This is a genomic window from Pedobacter miscanthi, from assembly GCF_032678605.1.
GTDB lineage: Bacteria > Bacteroidota > Bacteroidia > Sphingobacteriales > Sphingobacteriaceae > Pedobacter > Pedobacter miscanthi_A.
The window spans coordinates 17,632-40,970 of the sequence record NZ_JAVTSU010000025.1; the positions used below are offsets into that span (position 1 = coordinate 17,632).

Below are 23,339 nucleotides of genomic sequence, written 5' to 3' on the forward strand. Positions count from 1 at the left end.
AACGAATTTTAATGTACTGCAAATGTACGGGTCCTGTTGAACTTAGCAAATATTTCGAGGTGTTTTTTGATTTATTTTGTATTTGTTACAATCATGCAAAACAGTTAGGTGCTCATTTAGCAATATTATTTTCACAATAAAAATGTCAGCAGCTCAAACTAGATAATTGAAGATGAATTACGAGAATCCGTATCTCATTCTGATTTTTATCGCTTAATTTGAGACAGAAAAAACCAACTATACCATGAAACTGACTAAGAACAATTCCATAAATAGGCTACTTATTTTTGTCCTTCTGATTTCATTTGGTTTAAGCTGTACAAATCCGAAACCAGAGGAAAATAATACCGAAGAAACTGAACAAAGATCAGAAGCAAAAGCATTGCCGGTTCATTTCGAAATGATCAACGAGGTTAAGACAGAAACGCCTGGCAAGGAGCAACTCGATGAATATGCGGTGTACACGGACTCTGTGTATACAGAGGAAGCATTGAAAATACAGTAACGGATATCTATAATCGCAATAAGGACAAGGGTATTTTTTCTGACCATGACCGTGTCACAGTGATAGGCATATATCTATTTACATCAAAGGAAGCTTATAAGGATAAGGCTGATTGGATAGCCATGCTGATCAAAGGTCCTATGGATTCGGTGCCCATGGTGTGCTTCAACAGTTTTAAAATTACCGCGCTTAATAACATAGGCGATAAGGTAAAAAGCAAAGATGAAATTGAACATGAAATACTGAAAAGCTACCTAAAAACAAGAGGGCTTGAACTTTGCAGCCTTTTCGAACTTTTAAAAAAGATAGAACTCGATAACATTCACAGAGCAGACGCGGCACATCCCGATTTCGGCCCCGAACACCAAGCGATGGTCAACCGCTTGGACAATCATTCATACGCCGAGCTGAAGAGAAAATATAATCTATCAGAAGATAAGCTCACTGAGGTTTCCGTGTTTGCGATGTCGTACCGTAAATAAAACTTACAAACGAGGCTTTAATGATTCGAGTCCTGATAGGTTCACAAATGTACCGTGAACCCTTGGGTAAAAACTCGAACCAATTGATATATGATTTGAAACTTTTGAGTGATATGCTCATCTAAATTTTTCATAAACCTATAGAAGTAGCGATACTAAATTTAAAATCAAATCATCTCTTTTATATATTCAATTGCGATTTTATTTTAACAAGTTCTCCCAATAAACGTGTTTCCTGAACTGAATCTTCTTTGTTTAATGTTTTTGCTATCTCAACGATCTGGAAATTCAACGTGTCAATTTCGGTTCTTCGTTTATTATTGATGTCCTGCAAAGTTGATATGAATTGACCGTTAGACAGCCTGCTAATTAATAAAAGGCTATCGGTAACTTCTTCATCTGTTAATGTAATGCCTTTTGCTTGTGCAATCCCAACACATTCTTTAATGACCCGTTTAGCAATTACCATTGCGGCCGCGTTGCGCAGGAAGATCCCGTTATCAATATTTAGCAAGGGACACACAGAGTTGAACACGCTATTAACGATTGCCTTTTTCCAAATGATAGCATCAACAGCGACTTCTGCTTTGAAAGGAAATAAACTAGTATTCAATGCTTCGACAACTTCGTTTAATTTTGAAGCTACAGGGCTAACGTTACCTATAGGTGAAACGGCAACGGGTTTATAACTTACATTGTTAACAGAAACTACCTGACTGGTAATAAAGAGGACACAACGATAAACTTCTGCAAAACCACTTTGTACAAATACCTTTTCAACACCCAACCCATTTTGTAAAGCACGATCGGAGAATTTCCAGTCTTACCTTTTAATAGATCAGCTAACTGTTCGTTCCCGTGTGACTTATTGGCCAGAACAATAATACCATCCAATTGCTGGAAATGATGAAGCTTACTAATCTCTATTTGAGCTTCCAATAAAGGCTGATCAGGCATGGTTAACCGGATACTTTCGAAATGGGTGAGACTATTGTCGGTTCTTCCACGAAGGATGACAACATCTTTTCCACTAAGTTTAAGGCAAACAGCCAACGCCTTGCCAACAGCGCCGTAACCGATAATGTAAATGGTATTTTTCATAAAGTTGATAAATTATAAAATTAGTCTTCCTTGTCCGGGATCAACCAAAGAAAAAATGCAACAGCCATTAAAAATAAAATGTTACAAGCCGTTGCCAGCCGATAGGCATGCAGATATCCGGATAAGGATTTGTGCCCAGACAATACATACAAAAACAACCCAACTACTACAACAACGCCTAAGGCAATGGCTGTTTGCTGAACGGTTGAGTAAGTGCCTGAAGCTGCGCCGGCAAAATGAGTGGGAATTCTTCTTAGAGTAATGGTTAGTAACGATGGCAATACAGAACCGCAGCCAATGCCATAACCAAATAAAACAATCATTAACGCCAACTGATTAACAGCTTTAGCTTCTAACACAATTACATGGAAAACTAATGCTACAATCATCAGTAAGACTCCAGATTGTAATACCCGCTTTCCAAAAACACCAACAAGCCGGATTGATAACAACGAGGCGACAACATAGCCAATGCCCTGGCAGGCGAATAAAATCCCGGTTTGTGATGAGCTAATGCCAAGTCCATTTTGAAATAATAAGGTATTGACAAAAAAGTATGACTCCTGGACCAGATAATAAAAGAAAACAGCAAGAAGACCAATATTAAAATCCTTGTAATTGAACAGTTCCACATTGATAAGCGGATCGTTACCGGATGCCAATTTTTTCTTTTGATCGCTGATAAAAAACCAGATCATCAAAAGTGCGCCGATCATCAGTAAAATGCTCCAAAGTGGCCATCCCAGTTCGCGTCCGCGGATCAGCAAATAAGTAAAACTTACCAACGCAATACTTAAAATGGCAATACCTGAATAATCAAATTTGACCGCTTTTTTCTGGTTACTTTCTTTTAGGAACCTTGCGGATAAAGCTATTGCCAAAAGTCCAATAGGAAGATTAATCAGGAAGATCAACCGCCACCCGGCAGCAATGAAATGTATATCAGGTAGCAAGCCACCTAAAAATTGTCCTATAACAGATGCAGTACCGGCAATACTACCATAAACGCCCAAAGCTTTTATTCTTTCGTTATGTTCGGGAAAAAGGATCTGTATCAAAGCAATACCCTGGGGAACCATAAACGCAGAACCAATACCCTGAATAAAACGGGCCGTAATTAGCTCCGTTGGCGTTTGTGCCACTCCGCAAACAACAGAAGCGCTAGTAAATACCAGCATCGCGATTATAAACACTTTTTTTCTGCCGAAATGATCGCCCATTCGCCCTCCAGTTATCAGGAACGATGCATAGCCAATGAGGTATAGGGCAATAAATAATTGGCTGTCACCATCAGTTCCATGGATACCTTTTTTGATAGATGGGATAGCCACATTTACAATGAAAATATCGATAACCGATAAGAAAACCCCTGAAGAGATGAGGAGAAGCGCCCACCACCTGTAATTTTTACTAAAACCCAACATGCCAGTTTATTTCTTGGCGAAGATCGGGACGCTGTTTAAATAAAAACCGGTACAGCATTTGGATATTTCACTGTAACAGTTTAAATCTGTTATGGTAAAGTATCTGGCATCTGTATTTGTCTTCGTCTTTAACGAATGATGATCTTTGTTAAGCCCTAGTATGGAAATTAAATTATTGGCACTAAAACTAGATTTATGATCACCTCTACTAAAAACGCAGAACATTACATTTGGGGAGATAATTGCGAGGGCTGGCATTTGCTTAAATCTGATAGCTTAAGTATAATTCAAGAGCGCATGCCGCCGGGAACTGCCGAGCAACTGCATTATCATCATCATGCCCAACAGGTTTTTTACATCCTTTCTGGCAAGGCGGGGTTTGTTGTAGATAATACAACAGCGTTTGTGAGTGCGGGCCAGTCGATTCATATTGCGAGGGGAATTAAACACCATATATTTAATAAGGGAACGGACGATTTGCATATACTTGTTATTTCAGAACCGAAAGCCCATGGAGACAGAACAGATTTATAATAGTTTGTACTTGTACCAGTAATGTAAATTCAATAAGAAACCACGTACCTTGAATCACTTTTTTCTAATTATCATAACAGGTTTTGCTGCGGGGGCAATAAATGCTATAGCAGGAGGCGGATCTTTCATCACGTTCCCGGCATTGGTTTACGCTGGTTTGCCACCTATAAATGCCAACGCATCAAGTACCGTGGCACTAATACCAGGTGCTGCGGCAGGCACCATAGTTTATAAGGAACATTTAAAGCCATTTGCAAAAGTATCATGGTTAGCTATGATACTTTTGACATTACTGGGTGGGGCAACAGGTTCATGGTTATTATTGTACACACCATCATCTGCTTTCAATGCTATCGTTCCGTGGTTGTTACTCACCAGTGCCATTACGTTTGCTTTTGGCGCACGTGCAGGCAATCTTCTTCGCAAAAGAGTTAATATCGGACCTGAAATGGTTTATGTTGGGCAACTTTTACTGGGTGTTTATGGTGGTTATTTTGGTGGTGCAGTAGGTATTATGATGATGGCCGTATGGACTATTTTTGGCATTACTGATATAAAGTTAATGACTGCCAACAGAACATTTTTTGTATTCCTGGCAAACGGGGTGGCGGTTTTATTATTTATGATCAGTGGAAAAGTTATCTGGCCGCAAACCCTAGCAATGATGTTTTCAAGTATTGCAGGTGGTTATCTAGGAGCGCTGTTTTCAAAAAAGTTAGACCCGGTAAAGCTCAGGTATGGTATCGTTGTTTTCAATTTTCTAATTACCGCTCTGTTTTTTTACCGGATGTTTTGGTAAGCCAAATTACATATTTCTCATGGTATGAAAATTTTGAATATGTTAGCATAAGCTGGCAACGCCCACGCTTTTTTCAGAGGATGTTTGAGGTACGCTAAATAACGCTCCCAACTTTATCAACGCTGTTTCTGTTTTAGGCTCCCAAAGGTTACAAAAACTTAAACGGAGATAATGCTTATAATCTCCTTTTGCAGAAAACAATTCACCCGGTGCATAGCTGATACCATAGTCAAATACGGTGTTTTGTAACGCTGCTGTATTTATTGTTTCCGGCAATTCCACCCACAAAACAAGCCCACCTTTAGGCCTGCTGATTTTTGTGCCGTGCGGAAAATGGTGCTCAATAAGCGTTCTGGTTCGGATCAGATTTTTCTGTAGAGCAATTCTGATTTGTTTTAAATGACGGTCATAAATTCCCCCGCTTAGCAATTGCTCGGCAATATGTTGTGTAAATGTGGAAGTTGAGCCGTTATACATTGATTTGATGCGCCCGACTTCGTATCTGAACCGTCCGGCTATGCACCAACCTAAGCGAAAGCCTGGTAAAAGCGATTTGGTGAACGAGCTGCAATACATCACCCAGCCCTCATTGTCATACGCCTTTATCGTATCTGGTCGGCTTCCTTCAAAAAACAAGTCCCCATAAAGGTCATCTTCAATAACCGGGATCTGTTGGCTGTTGGCAAAAGCCGCAATCTCTCTCTTTTTATTGCTATCCAAACATGCCCCATCAGGGTTATTAAAATTGCTGACCAAAATACATGCTTTAATATTTAATTGTTCGCAGGCTGTTTTAAGCTGAGCTATATCAATGCCTGTTTCGGGATGCGATGGAATAGTGGCGACCTTTAGATTTAAACATTCCAGCGCCTGCATAATCCCAAAATAGCATGGGTCCTGAATCAGTACAGTATCGCCTTCGTGGGTTACTGCCCTTAGGCAGCATACTATGGCTTCGAGGGCGCCGTTAGTGATCAGTAAATCATCTGCATGCACATTGCCCTGCCATAAAAACGACCTTTTGGCAATCTCCTGCCGTAGGGCTGCATTACCTCTGCGGTCCTCCAGCATTAAATAGCTGCCGCTACTGTCCCGCGATACCTGTTGAATAGCTCTTTTGATACTGTTAAACGGTAAGAGCCGGTTGTCGGGAAGTGCATTGGCGAATGATACAAATGTTCTTTTATTGCCGTCGCGATAAAGGTTTTGTAACAACTTGTCGATTTTGCACGTCCGTTCAGATAAGGTCATGGGCATAGGCATTGGTAAGGGAAGTTCTTTCCCAGAACGGTGATTAACAAAATAGCCTGACTTTTCCTCAGAATGAATCAGGTCCTTATCCATCAAGTGGTTAAAAGCTTGCAAGATAGTTCCTATACTTAAACCATTCTCCTTATGTAAACTTCGGAGAGAGGGTAGCTTTTCTTCAGCTTTATAGATGCCTTCATCAATCAGCCTCTCAATTTGATTGGCCAGGGTTAGGTATGCATGTTCTTTCATTTTTCAATCAAAACATTAGGGATATTCAGAAGTAAAAGTAGTCTGTTATAGTTGGATTATAAAATAATAAAATCTGTTACTGTTAAAAATGTAATTTCTGTGCCTGTCATCAACTATAAATTAACACTTTCTTTGTTCCGTAAAACGATATCAAGAATGCAACAAATTAACATAATTACAGAGCAGGAGCTGTCAAAATTCAGGGAAGAAACCAGTGGAACATCAGAAAATATCCACCTTAACAACGCAGGATCATCTTTAAATCCAAATATTGTTGTCGATACAGTTATTAATTATCTCCGCGAAGAAGCAATTGTCGGCGGTTATGAAGCAGAATTTAAATACAAACAAGAATTAGATTACACATACGACCTGATTGCCCGGCTGATTAATTCGGAACGTGACGAAATTGCTATCGTTGAAAATGCCAGTACTGCCTCGGGGTTAGCTTATAACGGCATTAGGTTTAAAGCAGGTGATGTAATTATCACCTCAGAGATGGAATATGTTACCAATTTGATCGGCTTTATTCACCTTAAAAAAATCAAGGGCATAAAGATGCATGTGATACCAAATGACGAGCACGGTAATTTCCAGTTGCAGGCATTGGAAGATGCCATTGCCGCTGACACTAAATTGATTGCGATTACACACATTCCATCTACATCCGGAACGGTATTGCCGATAATTGAAATTGGTAAGATTGCGCGTAAATATGGAGTATTGTATATGGTTGATGCCTGCCAAACTGTAGGCCAGATGCCGATTGATGTTAAAGAGATTGGCTGTGATATTTTATCGGTTACCGGCCGTAAGTACCTTAGGGCGCCTCGTGGAACGGGGTTTTTATTTGTTAAAAAAGAAATTCAGGATCAGCTGGAACTGCTGTTAATTGACGGTCATACGGCTGAATTGACGAGCGAAGACAGTTACCAGATCAGAGCCGATGGCAGAAGATTTGAATTATATGAAAAAAGCCGTGCATTAACCCTCGGATTAGGGAAAGCTGTTGAATACGCATTAACCATAGGCGTAGACCGGATTTGGCAGCGGATACATCTGCTGGCAGAAGAAATGAGAAGCCAGTTAAAAAAGATTGAAGGCGTAACCATTCACGATAGCGGAACATTGCAATGTGGAATTGTAACCTTCTCGGTAAATGGTTTAGCAAGCCAGGTAATCAAAGCAGAACTTTCCGAAAAAAACATCAATGTTTCTGTAGGACTGGCTAGGTCAACATTTTTTTACATGAATAAGAACGAACTGGTTGATGTAGTAAGAGCATCAGTTCATTACTATAATACTAATGACGAAATAGAATTACTATGCAAAGCGTTAACTGCTATTACAGGGAATTATTAAGGTTGAGAACCTGAGCAACTGATCCTGATCTGAATATCAACCGACTCGTGACCGGCTTCTATTCAAATTATTTGACGCCGTAATTTCAATAACAATAACAACTCAATTTATGGAAAATCAATATGATGTGATCTTTATAGGATCAGGCCCCGGTGGTTATAGCGGCGCTATCCGTGCATCACAACTGGGCTATAAAGTAGCCATTGTAGAAAAGTATACTACGCTGGGCGGAACTTGTACCAATGTGGGCTGTATCCCGGCAAAAGCGCTGCTGGATAGTACCGAGCATTACCACCAGGCCAAAGAACAGTTTAAAACACATGGGATTAACCTTAATGGTGAACTCGCTTTAGATTTTACACAATTCATCAGACGAAAAGCCGGCGTGATCAGCCAAAATACTTCGGGCTTGATTTACCTGATGAAAAAAAACAAGATTGATGTGCACCAGGGCTTGGGCAGCTTTCTAGACAGCACCCATTTAACGGTTAGTTCCGGTGATAAGCAGGCTATACTTACCTCCAAATATTTTGTAATTGCAACGGGATCAAAACCATCATCAATACCCGGTGTAATCATCGACAAGAAACGGATTATCACCTCTACTGAAAGTTTATCCTTAACAGCGCAACCTAAATCGATGATCATTATCGGAGGGGGTGTTATTGGGGTAGAACTGGCCTCTGTTTACGCGCGTATTGGTACAGAAGTAACCATTATTGAATATACAGACTCGCTTATTCCAACAATGGACAGAGAGCTGGGAAAAGCTCTATACAAATCTTTGGTGAAGCTTAACATCAAAATACTATTAAGTAGTAAAGTGCAATCTGCTTCTAATCTAGGTGAGGCGGCATCTGTAAAGCTTTTGGATAAAACGGGTAAGGAAGGTATAATTACCGCAGAGTATTGTTTGGTTGCGGTTGGCCGCAGCGCTTATACAGACGGCTTGAATCTTGACAAAGCAGGCATACAAATGGAGAAAAACGGTAAAGTATTTGTAAATAACCAACTGCAGACCAATGTATCAAATATCTATGCTGTTGGTGATGTTGTCCATGGTCCAATGCTGGCTCATAAAGCTGAGGATGAAGGCACTTTTGTTGCCGAAGTAATCAACGGACAAAAGCCACATATCAATTATAACCTAATTCCCGGGGTTGTTTATACCTGGCCTGAGGTTGCATCAGTTGGTGCTACAGAAGAACAATTAAGAGCACAGGGAGTGGAGTACAGAACCGGCAAGTTCCCTTATTCGGCAAGTGCCCGCGCAAGGGCTTCTATGGATACCGACGGTTTTGTGAAGGTATTGGTGTCACCAAAATACGGTGAGATACTTGGTGTACATATTATCGGGCCCCGTGCAGCGGATGTGATTGCCCAATCTGTTGTGGCTATGGAGTATGAGGTTACTGCCAAGGATATGTTCCGCATCAGTTACGCCCATCCTACTTATTCGGAAGCTTTAAAAGACGCCTACCTGATCGCTTCAGGTCAGGGAGCTATTAATATCTAAAAGCCTTATTATATTTGATGATAAACGCATGAATTTCGAAAGCAATCATTGACACAAACAGCTTTAAAATAATACAGCAGTAAACATCACTATTTAAAAGGCAGATGAAATTGAATCATCAATTTCATCTGCCTTTTGCCTTGTCTCCTTTTAAGGTCATTACCGTACTGGTAACTGTTGCCACTACTTTATCTTCATCATTGATGATCTCGCAAAAGTAGTGGGTAAGTGTGCTGCCACTTTGTAAAGGTTTTGCAATGGCCCTGAGCTTCGATTTCCACACAGGACGGTAGAAATTAATTTTCAATTCAATAGACGTGAAAGATTGTCCTTCCCCCATTAGGGTTGAGTGTGCTGTTCCGATGGCTGCATCTGCCAATTCACAAATTAATCCTCCATGTATGGTACCTTGTTGGTTACCATGAATATTGTTATCGGCATTAATCGCTACTGTGGCCGTTCCTAAATCTACAGCAACAATAGTCATTAACAATGTTTTCGATATGGCGGTCGGATAGTTCATATAAGTGACCATATCAGGGCTAAGTGTGCCGGCCACCTGGTGCTTAAGGTAATCTAATATAGAAATTTTCATTATCATACGGGGTTTTAAAAGCTAAGATTGTTTAATGATAGCAATGCTGTTAATCGCTATACGGTATCCATCATATTCAATAGCTCAAAATCGAGCATCCTTATTTTTCCTCTTTAAAGTTTTTAGTTGCAACGTAGGCAACAAAAGCAGCAACTGCTCCAAATAACATAAAGGTTTGATTCAATCCGATATTTACGATCAGGCTAAACACCAGGCTCCCCAATCCGTATCCCATGAAAAGGAAAAAAGCAAACAAGCCTGTCGCTGCTCCTTTTTTCGGGGAAAGGGTTGTAATAATTGCCGCGTATAAAGGTTGGGTTAAATCAAAGCCCAAAGATAAAGTTCCAATAGCAATGCAGGAGATAAACAAGGAGTAATCCATGCCCAATATAATGGCAGATAATGCCCCTACAAAAATTCCGATCGGGATAATTTTATGGCGGCCAAATTTATCGGCAAGCTTTCCTAGTAATGGTCCAAATAATAGTCCCGGTATGCCATATGCTAGTAACGCGAAGCCAATTTCTTTTTGATTAAGATGATAGTTTTTGTAAAAAAAGTATCCTGTCCAGGCGAAAACACCACTGTGGAACATGCCGTTGAAAAATACAAAAAGATAAGTCCGCCAACCCCGCGGTAAGTACAAGATCTCTTTAAGCGAACGGTACATAGCACGGAAACCATCGGCATGTATAACTATCTTTTGCCGGAAGTTTTTACGATAAATCACCAACACCAATAAAATTCCCACACCAATTATTGCAACAATCCAAAACATCATCTGCCAACCTAACCTGGCCGTTAAAAGCGCTCCGGCACTGGAACCAAAAGCCATACCACCAGCCATGCATCCAAAAAAAATGCCTAAGGCATGGCCGCGCTTTTGATAAGGGAAGCTATCACCAATCCAACCGATGGTAGTCGGAGCCACGCCTCCAGCACCGAAACCGGTAAGTAATCGCAAAACGATCATTTGCGTAATGGAATGGCAAAAGCCTGTACAGGCAGTTAATGTAATAAAACAAACTAATGAAAACACGATAATTGGAAAACGTCCGTATTTGTCTGATAGCGGTGCATAAACTAGTGTTACCAAACCATACCCTAATAAATAAGCCGGCTCAATAAAACTTACATGCTGTACAGATACATGAAAGAGTGAAGCCAAACCCGCCAAAATGGGCGCCACCATAAATCCCTGGAAGAAAATAATAAAAGTTGCCAATGATAAAATAACTACCAGGAACATGGAGGGCGCAGTAGGGTTGGTGACAGACGGTTGGTTAACAGGTCGGTGTCGATCTAATTTCATTTTGATGTAATATAAAACAACTAAGCAGAAGTTTGCCTTGCGCCTGATTTTGCGATTAAATACAGGGAACATGGAACAACTAATTATTTTAGGGGAAGAATATATTTATAACAGATTTGGTATGATCTGTAGATAGGACTGGTTAAGCGATCAAACACGCTGATGTCAGAGCTAATTCATCGAGTTGCCAGGATTCTTTTTGTTTAATAAACCCCTTGTTTGCAAAAAGCTTTATAACGGGGTTTTGAACATATTCATTTATCCAGATGCTTTCATAAGGTTTGCAAACGTTTAAGCATTTTTCGAGTAAAGAATTGCTTACAGCAGGATCAGTGTATTTTTTTAATATCCCGAAATCCGCTATTCGGATAGCCCTCTTTCCATCCAAAGTTGAAGGCCTTCTGCCTTTTGATGTAATTCTGGCATATCCTGCTGGGTTATCATCTACATAAGTTACCAGCCATTGGTTGGACATGCTGTTCAGCTCATTGATAAGCGTTTGGTCATTAAATTTTTCGGAAATGTAGTTGTCAATTATTTTTTGTTCGATAAGGGATGAAAATTTTTCCATCGCCAATTCTCGAGTTAGCATCAAAAGAACGTTCATTCCCTGTTCTGTAGCCACTGTAAATTTTGTAATTATATTCATATCTTGAAGTAGAAGTATAAGAGCAAAATTGCGGGCTTTTTCAGAATAGTATGCTGTACACATTTTAGAAATAAAACCAGTACAGATTGAACTTAAAAATGCTTCCCGGCAAGTTTAAGCGCCTCTATTCTTTTGGGAGAAAACTGATCAGCGAAAACCACCCTGAAGTACTTATCAAATGCTCCCGAAAATGAAAAAGTGTAGCCAGGTGTAAATCTTACTCCAATCTTATCGCATTGATTATAAAACTGGGCCATATCAGTATCATCTGGCATTTTTGCCCAGATATTGTATCCACCGGCAGGTGTTAAAAAAGAGGTTTTTTCAGGGAAGGAATTGGATAATAAATTAAAAGTGAAGTAGGCATTTTTCGCCAGCTGCATTCTGAAGGCGCGAACATGCCTGTCATACCTGCTGCCGGTTAATAACCGGTTTACGGTTTCCTGATACAAGGGAGAAACAGTGCTCCCTAATGCAAATTTGATTTGTTCTGCCCGCTGCATGAACCTCCCGGCGGCTAACCAGCCAAGGCGTATTCCCGGAGCCAATGTTTTTGCATAAGACGAGTAAGTTAGCACAAGACCACTGTCATCGAAACTTTTTATGGTTGAAGGTCTTTGCCCGTGAAAGTTAAGGTCTCCATAAATATCGTTTTCAATAACAGCTACATTGTATTGATGTGCTACAGACAAGAGCTCCCGCTTTTGTTCGTTTGAAAGCAACAATCCCGTGGGGTTATGAAAGTTTGGTGTTACGATTACTGCTTTAACAGTATTGTTTTGGCAGGCTTTTCTAAAAAAGTCGATATCAAACCCAGTATGCAGATCAACCGGGATTTCAATAACCTTAAGCTGGAGTACCCTTATAACTTCCAAAACTGAAAACACACAGGGGCTTTCAACAGCTATCACATCGCCCGTATGACAAGTAGCGGACAAGGCAATATATAATGCCTGCAATGCACCATCGGTAATCAGCAGTTCATCAGGATTAATAATGGTTTGATAAATAGCTGCGCGATTAACGATATTGTTTTTTAGTTCTGTTGAGCCATTTGAAGGATAATATCGTAATAAGCCTGCGCCTTGCTCTCTGATTACCTCTTGCATCGTACGGAGCAATAATTTTTGTGGTATTAACAGATCTCCAGGGGCGGCTACATTAAATTCAGACAATTTTCGCCCAGCCCTAAGCGAGGTTGTAAGTTCAAGATGATGTTTGAAAACAGCGTCCCTAATCACGGGTTGATGATTGATTTTCTTCTGAGGATTAGATACCCTCGGCTTGTTGCTGACATAATAGCCCGATTTTGGTACACTCTCCACCAATCCGCTAATGATCAAATAGTCATAACCGTTCTGAATGGTACTAATGCTAATGTAATATTGTTCCTTCAACTCCCGAACGGAAGGTAATTTGTGCCCGGGTTTAAAAATGCCTTCCCTGATGTTTTTTTCAAAGACAGCTGTAAACGCCTCAAATTTATACGTCCTCATATCTGTGCTGGTAATTTTTATAAATCCTGTATCTGTATTGCAAATTTAAGTGTTTTAATTTTGAAAAAAAGATTGTTGAATGCCAAGTAGCTATAATATTAATATGCCAGATGATTTACGCGCACTCCCGGTTTCGTCTTTACCAAACATTTGTGAAGAGTTAAGGACATTTTTAATTGATCATGTAGCCTTAAATGGCGGTCACTTCAGTTCCAGTCTCGGCGTTGTTGAATTAACAGTTGCGCTGCACTATGTTTTTAACACACCTGAAGATAAGTTGATATGGGATGTTGGCCATCAGGCCTATCCACATAAACTTTTAACAGGAAGAAAGGGCCGCTTTCATTCCAATAGGTTGTTGGGCGGAATCAGCGGTTTCCCTAACATAGAAGAAAGCGAATTTGATGCTTTCGGGACAGGACATTCTTCTACGTCCATTTCCGCCATACTGGGTATGGCTATCGCAGCTAAATACAGGGGAGAAAACACGCGCCAGCATATAGCGGTTATTGGAGATGGCGCCATGACTGCGGGGCAAGCCTTTGAGGCATTAAACAATGCCGGGCACGAAAAGCCAAATATGCTGATTGTATTAAACGACAATAACATGTCTATCGACGCCAATACAGGAGCATTACAAAACTATCTTAAGCAGCTAAGCACCGACAAGTATTATAATGCAATAAGGTTACGTATCAAAAAGCTATTATCGTTAGGAAATAATTCTGACACATGGTCTATGGATACGGTGCGAAAATTTGAAAAGATTTTGAAAGGCGGACTGTTGCGTTATAGCAATCTTTTTGAAGCCCTGAACATACGGTATTTTGGACCGGTTGACGGGCATGATTTAAAAAAGCTGGTCACTGTATTGGAAAGGTTGAAGCATATACCAGGTCCAAAGTTATTGCATTGTGTAACCCATAAGGGACAAGGTTTTGCCCCCGCAATAAGCGATAAAGCGAAATGGCATGCAACCGGAGCGTTTGATAAGCTTACAGGTGTATTATCAACAAAAAAAATTATGTCCGCTGATCAAACTGTAACTTTCCAGGAAGTATTTGGCAACACCTTGATTGAATTGGCAAAAGAGAATCCGCGTATTATGGCAATAACACCTGCTATGTTATCTGGAAGCGCGCTAACTAAAATGAAAAAGGAAATGCCCGAACGTGTTTTTGATGTAGGGATTACTGAACAACATGCGGTTACTTTTTCAGCTGGCCTTGCGGCGGATGGAATGATCCCTTTTTGCACTATATACTCCACCTTTTTACAACGTGCCTACGACCAGGTTATCCACGATGTGGCCTTGCAAAAGCTTGGGGTTGTGTTTTGCATTGACCGGGCTGGTGTTGTAGGTGCGGATGGCCCGACCCATCATGGCGCATTCGACATTGCTTTCCTTAGATGTGTGCCTAATATAACTTGTGCTTCCCCAATGGATATGGGAGATTTCAGGAACCTCCTTTTTACAGCTCAGGCAAGTGTAGGAAGCGGGCCATTTGCCATTCGTTATCCTAAGGCGGCGGGAATCCGCAATTGGGTCGCTTCTGATTTCAGAAAATTAGAAATAGGAAAAGGCAGAAAAATAAGGTCTGGTAAGGATATCGCTATTCTTTCACTCGGCCCTGTTGGTGAATATGTAAAAGAAGCCTGTAACGAGATGGAACTGGATCAACTGGATGTAGCCCATTATGACTTACGATTCTTTAAGCCGCTCGATGAGGCATTGCTGCATGAGGTTTTTGGTCAATTCTCAAAAGTGATTACTATCGAAGATGGTTGTATTTCAGGTGGCATTGGGAGTGGCGTAATGGAATTTATGGTGGACCAAGGTTACCATTCAACTTTAAAGCGCCTGGGATTACCGGATGCCTTTGCCGTTCAGGGAACGCAGCAGCAACTACACGAATTATACGGTTATGACAAAAGGGCAATCGTGTCATTGGTCAAGGGGCTTTCAATGCCGTGTGATAATATTGATGCCATTTAAATAATTACTTATTATATCTCCATTAAACAGAAAAAGCGCACCTAAGTGCGCTTTAATTACCCATATAAATGGTCCTTATGTGAGCCCACTGGTACAAAACTCGAACCATTTGATAGTAGATTTGAGGCTGTTAGCGGAGATAATATCAAAGATCTAGCATTGAATCAATCGAGGTCTATTAAGTCCGGCTCATAATATATAAGCATAGCTAAAACGATGTCCATAAATCAGCTGAGCATTTTGATCAGTTCCTGTACAGATGCCTCGTTCGGCGCGGCAAAGTCGCTGATCCCTTCAACCGATTCTTTACATAATGGTGCAGCCCGGTCAAACATGAGCTTTTCGTAAGCAGAAATCGCATCATGAATATTCCCAAAATCTGCATTGGTCAGGCATTCACACAGATTCAGGGCATCCTGCATGGCCAAGTTAACGCCTTCGCCATTGGGCGGCATCAAATGGGCGGCGTCACCAATAAGAGTGATGTTGTTTTGGGTAACCCAGCGGTTTTCTAAAGGAAAGTATAGGAGTGGCCGGGGAACAAAATGCGTACATGCCTCAAATAGTGTGTGGAAAATATGATCCCAGCCTGCGTAATGTTCCTTTAAAAAAAATCTTACTTCTTGAGGGTTATTAAAATCTATACCGCTGGTTTGTACCCAATTTTCCGGGTATAACGATGCTGCGTAAAAAGTGAGGCCACCATCGCCTCGCGGCTGTGCCGCAATGGTTGCCCCTGCACCCATGGCCATCAAATTCGCTTTATTAACCAATTGGAAAAACTCCGGGCAAGCGGTCTCCGGATAATCTAACTCTCCCTGAATGATCGTCGCCCCGGAATAAAGTGCCTTTATATCGGTCAGATAGGGACGGACCTGTGAGCGATAACCATCCGAACCGATAACCAGATCTGCCATAGCAGTCATTCCATTCTTAAATTTCAGTCCCCATTGATCACCCACCTGCTGCATACTGATCAATTGGCTGTCCCAAACCACGGTGCCGGGCTGCAATCCATCGATCAGCAGGTCTCTCAATGCCCCCCGGTCGATTTCCGGCCGGAAACGGGGATCACCAAATTTTGCCTCACCCGCCTGGTTCCCATCATCCAACAAAATATTGCCTTTAGGATCGAGCAGGCGGTACTTATCTGCGCCTGCCATGTAGCTGGCTTTAAATGCCTCCATTAATCCGGTCGCTTCCATCACTTTGAGACCCGAATCGAAATGCAGATCAACGATCGCACCTTGTACACGTGCTTCCTGACTGCGATCCCGTTCGAAAACTTTGACCCAGACACCTTTTTGCTGTAAGAGTCTCGCCAGTGTTAAACCACCCGGACCACCGCCCACAATGGCTATATTTTTATGCTGTAACATTTTTATTTTTTTTTAGCAGCACAAAGGAACAGCAGAAATCGAGGTAATACAATAACAGAAAATCGTAAGTATAGGACTATTCGCGGTTTTTATTGCGAAAGGCAACCGGCGTCATGCCAACGACTTTGGTGAACAGCCGAATGAAATAGGAATAGTCATCATAGCCCAGCTCACCGGCGATCTCTTTCACGGACCTGACGGAATGATAAAGCAGGCGTTTAGCTTCGAGCATCAACCTTTGTTGGATATGGGAAGTTACAGACCTTCCGGTGATGGCCTTCACACATTCGTTAAGATACGATGTGGAAATATGTAGCTGACCGGAATAATCCGCAGGATTCTTAACAGCCTTGAATTGTTTTTCCAGGAGGTTTTTAAATTCTTTTGTAATGACATAAAAGCGGGTATGATGCTCGGCAGGTTTGGTGGAAGCCAAGTATTTCGAAATGATCAAAGCGACAAGGGTATTTACACTCTCCTTGAGGATCGCATGATAAAGCAGCTCCGTTCTGTCCTCGGATAGCTTTATACTCAGGGCGACCATTTCCTGGAGTAAAGCAAGGGTCTCGGGCTTAACAGACAATGGGTGAACCGGCGCAAGGTCTTCCAGTAAGCTTAAATACTCCGGTCTAAGATTTTCATCGGTAATGATCCAGGTGCTTATCATCGCGTTTTCAAAAGCGATCACTCGGTGTACTTGATGCGGATGTATAAAGATAAGGGCAGGCGCGACTATCGCATACTTTTGGAAATCAATTTCGATTTGGGTGACGCCCCTCTCCTGAATGATGAAGGTATAGCCTCCGTCACGGTGAGCACGTTCGACCTGTTCAGAACCTGGTGAGCCGTCAAAGAATTCGCGCATCAGCATAATGCCCTGGCAAGTTCCTTCAGGAAGCCTGTTGACAGGAATATGATCAGCTTTCTTACGCATTGCTGTAAAGGTCGCCTTTTATTTAGTTTATTTTGGGAATATGTACTGTAAATAATTTAAACAAAAAAACACTTCCGAAGAAGTGCTTTTTTGTGATTCCGCTGGGGTCACTTTTGTATCTTAAAAATCGCGTTTTTAGCGTTATTTAGCAGATTTTACAAAATGGGAAACCGAAATGGTAACCATTTTTTTTAACTCGTTTTGATATGATTTAAAGAGCAATTACTATGTACAAAGATAAAAAATATTCCTAAATAAGAAGGACTAGTTGCAAAACGATCTGCACGTGAGGATACGTTCATTAAAAAGCATCTCTAAGCATGTCTGCAAATTCAGAAGGCAAGAGGCTGTTCTCTATGGCTGTGGCAGCTTTCTCTACATCATAAGATATACGTCTGAATTCTACTTTTATACTTACCGATTCCTTAACTGAACTATTCTCCTCTAGGGTAAGTATTACATAACATCCCCTGGGATCGCCATCTTTTGGTTTCCCTACAGATCCGGTATTAATTACATGTTTTTGCAAGCCACCATTGTTTATTATTCTATGATAAGGCTTATGGGAATGCCCGACAAACAGTATGTCCGCACCGGCTTCATCCATCATCTCGATTACGTATTGCTCATCTGTGTCAACCAGGATATACTCGTCTACTTTTCTTGTACTGCCATGAGCCAATACCACATTGAGCTTACTGTTACCCAATTGAAATTCCAGTTTAATGTGTGCTGGTAATGTCTTTAGATAGTCCCGACCACCTTCATCGATAATATGATAAGCATATTTTTTGCCTTGCTCCGAAAGACTTTCCGGGGTTGTATTCAGATTCAAAACTTTCAGGTCATGGTTACCGGCAATTGTTGCTATACCACGTCTCCTTATTTCCCCGATTACTTCGTTCGGCCAGATATGGTAACCTACGAGATCGCCAAGACAACTTTGCCAGTGAGGTTATGCCGGAGGCTAAGATATCAAGCCGTATGACGTACAGGAAAGTGATTTTTGATTTGAGCCAGCACGGATATATAGAGTACGAGCCATCGTTTGATAAAAACAAGGCAAGCAGGATCAGTTTAAAAATATAATAATTGCATCAAGAGTGCAGGAAAAGGGAGGGAAGGAAAGATGGATGAGGGAAAACAAATAGTAACGGTTGCTCATTTGAACGCATTTAAGGCCGACTTGCTAGCTGAAATTAATCTAATATTTAAAAAGACAAACACCACTGCTAATAAAAAGTGGCTAAAAACAAGGGAAGTGAAAAAGTTCCTTGAATTATCATCTGGAACGTTACAGTCAATGCGTAAATCAGGAGCTATATCATTTACCAAGATTGGCGGTTCCCTTTATTATGATCCCGATGACATTCAAGTCATGTTGGAGGAAAATAAAACAAGAAGTAAAAAACTTTAAAAAGAATGGATGAAAATCAGAGAAAAGGGTTTGGATGTGAAGTACCGCCGCTGCAAAAACATGTTGTAATATGGTTTTCACACAACGGGGCAGATGTATCAATTGCTCTAAATTTCTATTCTCTTTATGAATCCATCCAATGGAAAAACTCCAGGGGTAATATCATTGGTAACTGGAAAGTACATGCCTGGAAGTGGCTTTGGGATAAATAGTCACTTAGTATGGACTCATCAGATCTAATGTATTTTAAAGGTCAAGTATATTTCCCTAAAAGATAAATGCCGTATCAGATTAAGATGATACGGCATTTTTGTATGTTCAAGACACCTTTTTTAGTACACCACCTTGGGTGAACAATATTTTCCTAACCTTACCTACATTTTCGCTTATTCGTTTCATACTAACCCTGCAATACCTTTGGGTAGTTCTAATACTTTTATGTCCTAGCATTTTACTCACGTCTTCCAATGGTACACCGCTATTAAGCATAATGTGGGCAAATGTGTGTCTGGCACGGTGTGTATTTAGTTCCAGTAAAATCCCACAGATGTCACCAATCTCCTTCAGATAGCCATTGTACTTCGTGTTACTATTTATTGGCATAAGCCGGTTATATTTTACACAATAAGGGTGAGCGGCATATTTTTGAATTAATTCTTCAACAATTGGTAGTATTGGCACCCGTTCAGAAACTTCCGTTTTACCCCTGTCTTTTATAAGCCAACGTTCTCCTTTATTGCCAACGATTACAATATTCTCTTTAGAAAGCGCATAAATATCCTGATAGGCAAAGCCTGTAAAACATTGAAAAATAAACGCATCCTTTACTTCTGTTAGCCTTTGGATTGCAAAATCTTTTTGGATTATCCTTTGTACCTGCTCTAATTCGAGAGGCTCCACGTCCTTTTCGCCACCACTGCATACGAATGATTCGATTGGATTCTTTTGAAGAAAATCATTGGTGACGCACCCTTTTAATATTTGAATGGTCTTTTTAATATGTCCTTTTGCTGTAATTTCAGCGAGCGGCTTATCTATTTCGAATGTGAAGTAGTCATAAAGTTTTTCGGCAAAAGAGTATCGTATATCCGCCAATTCCATGTCTTGAATGCCGTATTGGAAAGCGATAAAGGCTTGGATTTTAGTTCTTCTGCTTTTCCAATGTCTCAACGTTTCGTCTGATCGTATGCCTTTATCAACCATCTTTCGAAACCGAACTATAAAGTTATCAAATGCGGTAAGTAGTGTGGGAATCGGAACAATGGGTTGTTTTACCTCATATTTCTTCATTAGAACAGGCAATCCGTTGTACGCATTTTTAAGCATTAGCGGGGTAATCACTTCATATTGGGATTGAAGCACAGTGAAGTGCCGGTCCAAATCAACCTGTACCTCCAATATTTTTTTATTCGTCAACTTAGCATCAGAACTATTTTCGGTTGACTTTTTTTTCTCTGTATCCCAGAAATCAGGATGTACCTTTCTACTAAGGGATATCTCTTCGTCCTTACCATCGATGGTAATACGTACATACAATGGCGCTTTGCCATCTTTTTTTGTAGCCTTGGCTCTAAATAGCCAAAACATAAGCAAAAGTTTTTGATTGCTTTTCATACTTCACACTTTTAAGTTATCAAAAAGGTTAACCCGGCTATGCCGGAACGCAATTGATCTCCTTAAAACTCTATCTCACAAGCTTTATCGAAAATCGGTTACCCAATTTAGGATATAAAATGGGTAACTGAATGGGTAACCATTTTCGTTGATTCCATTTGATTTAATCTGTTTCAGTTATTACTAAAAAGTGCGGATTTTGTATGATTTGAAACAAAAAAAGCGCACTATTGTGCGCTTTTTTTGATACTCTGTGATCCCGCTGGGATTTACACCTAGTGTAAAAATCAACGTTTGCAATATCTTTGAGTGGCTTTGAAATTCGAACTCCCCGAATAACGCACCTTTTTTTTAAAACTTTTTGTATGCAAATACTATGATTTAAATATAAGAATTATCCAAGTATTCTCAAAATATTCAACGCCAATTTCGGTTATTCGTCTTATTCAAATGATTAGTGTGCTAAGCGAGATAAAAGCCTTCAAGGCTATATGTAGTCTATATAGTGCTATTTTGGAGAGGGAACTATGACCTGGTTAATTACTGAATATTTTATCAAACTTGCCACATCAGCACCATTATTGTTCCACACACATTCGCCCGAACCCCAGTAAAAGTTGTGAATATATCATTCCCCATCGATTATTTTAGTCGTTGAATAACTACCATTTCCGGTATATAGACATACCCAATCCTCTTTTGCTATTGCTAGGTTTGGGAAAATAAATATGTGCCTGAATTCATTCGATACTTTACCATTCACATCAAATGTACGGTCTACAACCGCGTATCCAGTTAGATTAACAGCTGTCGAGGGTTTAAGCCAAACATGTTCGCCAGAAGCCAGATTACTATTTACAACACTATGTATTTTTAAGCTCATAATAAACGGTTATATTTTAATAAAAATAATTAAAATATATGAAAAAGGGCACATTTAAAATAACCGCTCAGTAAAATTATAATTTACTGAATGACAAATATTTAATGACCTTTTATTGAAATAGTAATCGATCTACCTGAAACATCCACCTTTAGTAATAACCAGTCATTTAGATACCCAGACTTTATGTACAAAGTCTCAAAGTCAAGTTTCTTTGATACCCTGATGGTAAAGCACATTGGTGCTGGGAAGGTTAAATAAATGTTTTTAAGTACTTCTTTGGGTGTTAAATTCGGATAGGCTTTTATCGGGTCAATGGTATCAACCAGGCCGAGCAAAAACAAGAGCGGGGCTTCCGTGAATTTGATGGGCGCCCTTCCTATCAGCTCAGATAGTCCTGCATCGGAATACATTTGGTAATCCTGTTTTTTAGGAAGCCATATATTATGAACCGCTACGGTAGCAGCTGCATAGGCATAATGATCATCGAGGTATTCTTCCCACAGTAAGGTATTATCATTGGCTGCTTTTTTAGCAAGCCTGTTTTTTACCAAGCGGTCATACATCAATAGCCCCGCATAAATGCCGTGATCCACACAATGATGGCTGAGGTGACCATGCCTAAACTTGTAGTACGCACTAGAAAGACGGAACATATCTTCAGGGACATCTGCCACCTTCCGAAACGTAAGATCATATTCTATATTAAGATGTCGTTTAAGGCTGGAAATATCAGGGTTTGCGTCGATCAGATCGGAATCATGTTCACTGTAGAAAGCTGCATCATGGGATAGGCAGGTTACGAACCAAATAAACTGGAAAAATTCGTAATTTTTGGAAACCACGCCGTTAAAGAAGATCTTACCCTTTAGTGGATAAACCGTAATAGATTGCCCCCGTCCGGCCGGGAATAAATTTATTGTAAATATTTGCTTGTCTTGGTGTTACTGTTTTGGCAGAGTGGGGTCAATCGGATTGGTATTTTCACTTCAGATGTTAAAGTTATCTTAACTGTTCCGGTTTTAGCAGATGGATAATTAGTGTTATTTCGTATATTTGGTTTTAACCAATTTCGAAGATGAGCGCTTTGACCACGAATGAATATCTACAGATTCTTGCCGTAATTTCAAGTCCTATTATAGCTATACAGGTAGATAAAATACTTGATACCAGGCGGTCTAGCAAAAATAGGAAAATTGAAATATTTAAGACATTAATGGCAACACGGGGCTCTAGTTTATCTTTTGAGCACGTTGGGGCACTGAACCGGATAGATCTCGAATTCTCAGGTAATAGATACAAGAAGGTTATAGATGCTTGGAAAGAATATTTTGACCTGTTAAGCCAGCAGGTTACTCCGGAGAATTTGGCTGCCTGGAGCGAAAAAACAGGAGATTACCTTACGACATTACTCTATGAGATGGCACTGTCTTTAAACTATCAAAACTTTGATAGAGTAACAATAAAAAGAAATGTATATGCCCCTAGTGGCCATAAGCAGGACGAAGCACAAAATAAACTGATAAAAGATTTACTGGTTAAAGTTTTAAGCGGCCAGGGGTCTTTATCTATGGAGATAGATAATGACGATGAGACTATTGAGAAAAATCAGGAGTATATGAAAAATCAAATAGAAATTCAACAGCTGACCAAGGAACATTATCTAAATGAAAAGCCTTGGAACATCAGAGTTGTAAAGGATAAAGACTAGGGCCATAATAAAACTAAAGTCTGGTTTTTAATATGGAGTGCAAAATGGCAATCGATATTTGTCTTGATGTTAGTTTGTAATCTTTTGATAGCTTTAAAATCCTGTGCGATTACTTTCGAAATCAGACAAT

The 23,339-nt window shown here is 40.3% G+C and carries 23 protein-coding genes; 10 read left to right on the forward strand and 13 right to left on the reverse strand.

Annotated features, from left to right (window positions below):
• Positions 1-244: 244 nt before the first annotated feature.
• Entirely contained in the window at positions 245-505 is a 261-nt protein-coding gene (locus tag R2R28_RS25955) for a hypothetical protein (RefSeq protein ID WP_316828567.1), read from the forward strand.
• Between the two features lie 59 nt (positions 506-564).
• The gene (locus tag R2R28_RS25960; RefSeq protein ID WP_316828568.1) at positions 565-987 is read left to right on the forward strand and encodes a hypothetical protein; all 423 of its coding nucleotides are present in this window, start codon (positions 565-567) and stop codon (positions 985-987) included.
• Positions 988-1,168: 181 nt separating this feature from the next.
• On the opposite strand, the gene R2R28_RS25965 is transcribed toward R2R28_RS25960, so the two are convergent.
• Genes R2R28_RS25965 through R2R28_RS25975 form a run of 3 tightly spaced genes read right to left on the reverse strand, consistent with a single transcriptional unit; the run spans position 1,169 to position 3,512 of the window.
• Positions 1,169-1,774, reverse strand: coding sequence for a ketopantoate reductase family protein (locus R2R28_RS25965; protein ID WP_316828569.1), 606 nt, complete (start codon positions 1,772-1,774; stop codon positions 1,169-1,171).
• On the reverse strand, positions 1,696-2,088 hold the full coding sequence (locus tag R2R28_RS25970) for a ketopantoate reductase family protein (RefSeq protein ID WP_316828570.1): 393 nt from the start codon (positions 2,086-2,088) through the stop codon (positions 1,696-1,698). The genes R2R28_RS25965 and R2R28_RS25970 overlap by 79 nt, the downstream gene beginning before the upstream one ends.
• Positions 2,089-2,108: 20 nt before the next feature.
• Positions 2,109-3,512, reverse strand: a complete 1,404-nt coding sequence (locus tag R2R28_RS25975) for an MFS transporter (RefSeq protein ID WP_316828571.1) — start codon at positions 3,510-3,512, stop codon at positions 2,109-2,111.
• Positions 3,513-3,707: 195 nt separating this feature from the next.
• On the opposite strand from R2R28_RS25975, the gene R2R28_RS25980 reads away from it, so the two are divergent.
• Both R2R28_RS25980 and R2R28_RS25985 read left to right on the forward strand, forming a co-directional pair.
• Positions 3,708-4,046 carry a cupin domain-containing protein gene (locus R2R28_RS25980; protein WP_316828572.1) on the forward strand — a complete coding sequence of 113 codons (339 nt, stop codon included), beginning with the start codon at positions 3,708-3,710 and terminating at the stop codon, positions 4,044-4,046.
• A gap of 49 nt (positions 4,047-4,095) precedes the next feature.
• Positions 4,096-4,845, forward strand: coding sequence for a sulfite exporter TauE/SafE family protein (locus R2R28_RS25985; RefSeq protein ID WP_316828573.1), 750 nt, complete (start codon positions 4,096-4,098; stop codon positions 4,843-4,845).
• Between the two features lie 42 nt (positions 4,846-4,887).
• On the opposite strand, the gene R2R28_RS25990 is transcribed toward R2R28_RS25985, so the two are convergent.
• Positions 4,888-6,345, reverse strand: a complete 1,458-nt coding sequence (locus R2R28_RS25990; RefSeq protein WP_316828574.1) for a PLP-dependent aminotransferase family protein — start codon at positions 6,343-6,345, stop codon at positions 4,888-4,890.
• 156 nt (positions 6,346-6,501) lie between these two features.
• Between R2R28_RS25990 and R2R28_RS25995 the strand changes: the two genes are divergently transcribed.
• Both R2R28_RS25995 and lpdA read left to right on the forward strand, forming a co-directional pair.
• On the forward strand, positions 6,502-7,707 hold the full coding sequence (locus R2R28_RS25995; protein ID WP_316828575.1) for an aminotransferase class V-fold PLP-dependent enzyme: 1,206 nt from the start codon (positions 6,502-6,504) through the stop codon (positions 7,705-7,707).
• Between the two features lie 109 nt (positions 7,708-7,816).
• Positions 7,817-9,223 carry a dihydrolipoyl dehydrogenase gene (gene lpdA, locus R2R28_RS26000; RefSeq protein WP_316828576.1) on the forward strand — a complete coding sequence of 469 codons (1,407 nt, stop codon included), beginning with the start codon at positions 7,817-7,819 and terminating at the stop codon, positions 9,221-9,223.
• Positions 9,224-9,347: 124 nt separating this feature from the next.
• Here lpdA and R2R28_RS26005 read toward each other — a convergent pair whose 3' ends face one another.
• The 4 genes from R2R28_RS26005 to R2R28_RS26020 form a co-directional block, all read right to left on the reverse strand.
• Positions 9,348-9,818, reverse strand: coding sequence for a PaaI family thioesterase (locus R2R28_RS26005; protein WP_316828577.1), 471 nt, complete (start codon positions 9,816-9,818; stop codon positions 9,348-9,350).
• A gap of 100 nt (positions 9,819-9,918) precedes the next feature.
• A complete protein-coding gene (locus R2R28_RS26010; protein ID WP_316828578.1) occupies positions 9,919-11,202 on the reverse strand; it encodes an MFS transporter in 1,284 nt (427 codons plus the stop codon).
• A gap of 70 nt (positions 11,203-11,272) precedes the next feature.
• Positions 11,273-11,779 carry an N-acetyltransferase gene (locus tag R2R28_RS26015; RefSeq protein ID WP_316828579.1) on the reverse strand — a complete coding sequence of 169 codons (507 nt, stop codon included), beginning with the start codon at positions 11,777-11,779 and terminating at the stop codon, positions 11,273-11,275.
• A 92-nt stretch (positions 11,780-11,871) separates the two neighbouring features.
• Positions 11,872-13,275, reverse strand: a complete 1,404-nt coding sequence (locus R2R28_RS26020) for a PLP-dependent aminotransferase family protein (protein ID WP_316828580.1) — start codon at positions 13,273-13,275, stop codon at positions 11,872-11,874.
• A gap of 79 nt (positions 13,276-13,354) precedes the next feature.
• Between R2R28_RS26020 and dxs the strand changes: the two genes are divergently transcribed.
• The gene (dxs, locus tag R2R28_RS26025) at positions 13,355-15,271 is read left to right on the forward strand and encodes a 1-deoxy-D-xylulose-5-phosphate synthase (protein ID WP_316828581.1); all 1,917 of its coding nucleotides are present in this window, start codon (positions 13,355-13,357) and stop codon (positions 15,269-15,271) included.
• A 227-nt stretch (positions 15,272-15,498) separates the two neighbouring features.
• Here dxs and R2R28_RS26030 read toward each other — a convergent pair whose 3' ends face one another.
• The 3 genes from R2R28_RS26030 to R2R28_RS26040 all read right to left on the reverse strand — a co-directional run bounded on the left by R2R28_RS26030 (position 15,499) and on the right by R2R28_RS26040 (position 18,497).
• Positions 15,499-16,650, reverse strand: a complete 1,152-nt coding sequence (locus tag R2R28_RS26030) for an NAD(P)/FAD-dependent oxidoreductase (protein WP_316828582.1) — start codon at positions 16,648-16,650, stop codon at positions 15,499-15,501.
• Positions 16,651-16,726: 76 nt separating this feature from the next.
• Positions 16,727-17,584, reverse strand: a complete 858-nt coding sequence (locus tag R2R28_RS26035) for an AraC family transcriptional regulator (RefSeq protein WP_316828583.1) — start codon at positions 17,582-17,584, stop codon at positions 16,727-16,729.
• A 301-nt stretch (positions 17,585-17,885) separates the two neighbouring features.
• Positions 17,886-18,497 (reverse strand): metallophosphoesterase family protein, encoded by a 612-nt coding sequence (locus tag R2R28_RS26040; protein ID WP_410479198.1) that lies wholly within the window; start codon positions 18,495-18,497, stop codon positions 17,886-17,888.
• 216 nt (positions 18,498-18,713) lie between these two features.
• Here R2R28_RS26040 and R2R28_RS26045 point away from each other — a divergent pair, with 216 nt between their 5' ends.
• On the forward strand, positions 18,714-19,001 hold the full coding sequence (locus R2R28_RS26045) for a helix-turn-helix domain-containing protein (protein ID WP_316828584.1): 288 nt from the start codon (positions 18,714-18,716) through the stop codon (positions 18,999-19,001).
• A gap of 5 nt (positions 19,002-19,006) precedes the next feature.
• Positions 19,007-19,213 (forward strand): hypothetical protein, encoded by a 207-nt coding sequence (locus tag R2R28_RS26050; protein WP_316828585.1) that lies wholly within the window; start codon positions 19,007-19,009, stop codon positions 19,211-19,213.
• Between the two features lie 106 nt (positions 19,214-19,319).
• Here the strand turns inward: R2R28_RS26050 and R2R28_RS26055 are convergent, their stop codons facing one another.
• Together R2R28_RS26055 and R2R28_RS26060 are read right to left on the reverse strand one after the other, a co-directional pair.
• Complete coding sequence (locus R2R28_RS26055) at positions 19,320-20,615, reverse strand: site-specific integrase (RefSeq protein WP_316828586.1); 1,296 nt, start codon at positions 20,613-20,615, stop codon at positions 19,320-19,322.
• A gap of 984 nt (positions 20,616-21,599) precedes the next feature.
• On the reverse strand, positions 21,600-22,343 hold the full coding sequence (locus R2R28_RS26060; protein WP_316828587.1) for a hypothetical protein: 744 nt from the start codon (positions 22,341-22,343) through the stop codon (positions 21,600-21,602).
• 233 nt (positions 22,344-22,576) lie between these two features.
• Here R2R28_RS26060 and R2R28_RS26065 point away from each other — a divergent pair, with 233 nt between their 5' ends.
• Positions 22,577-23,209, forward strand: a complete 633-nt coding sequence (locus tag R2R28_RS26065) for a DUF6680 family protein (protein ID WP_316828588.1) — start codon at positions 22,577-22,579, stop codon at positions 23,207-23,209.
• The last annotated feature ends 130 nt before the right edge of the window (positions 23,210-23,339 follow it).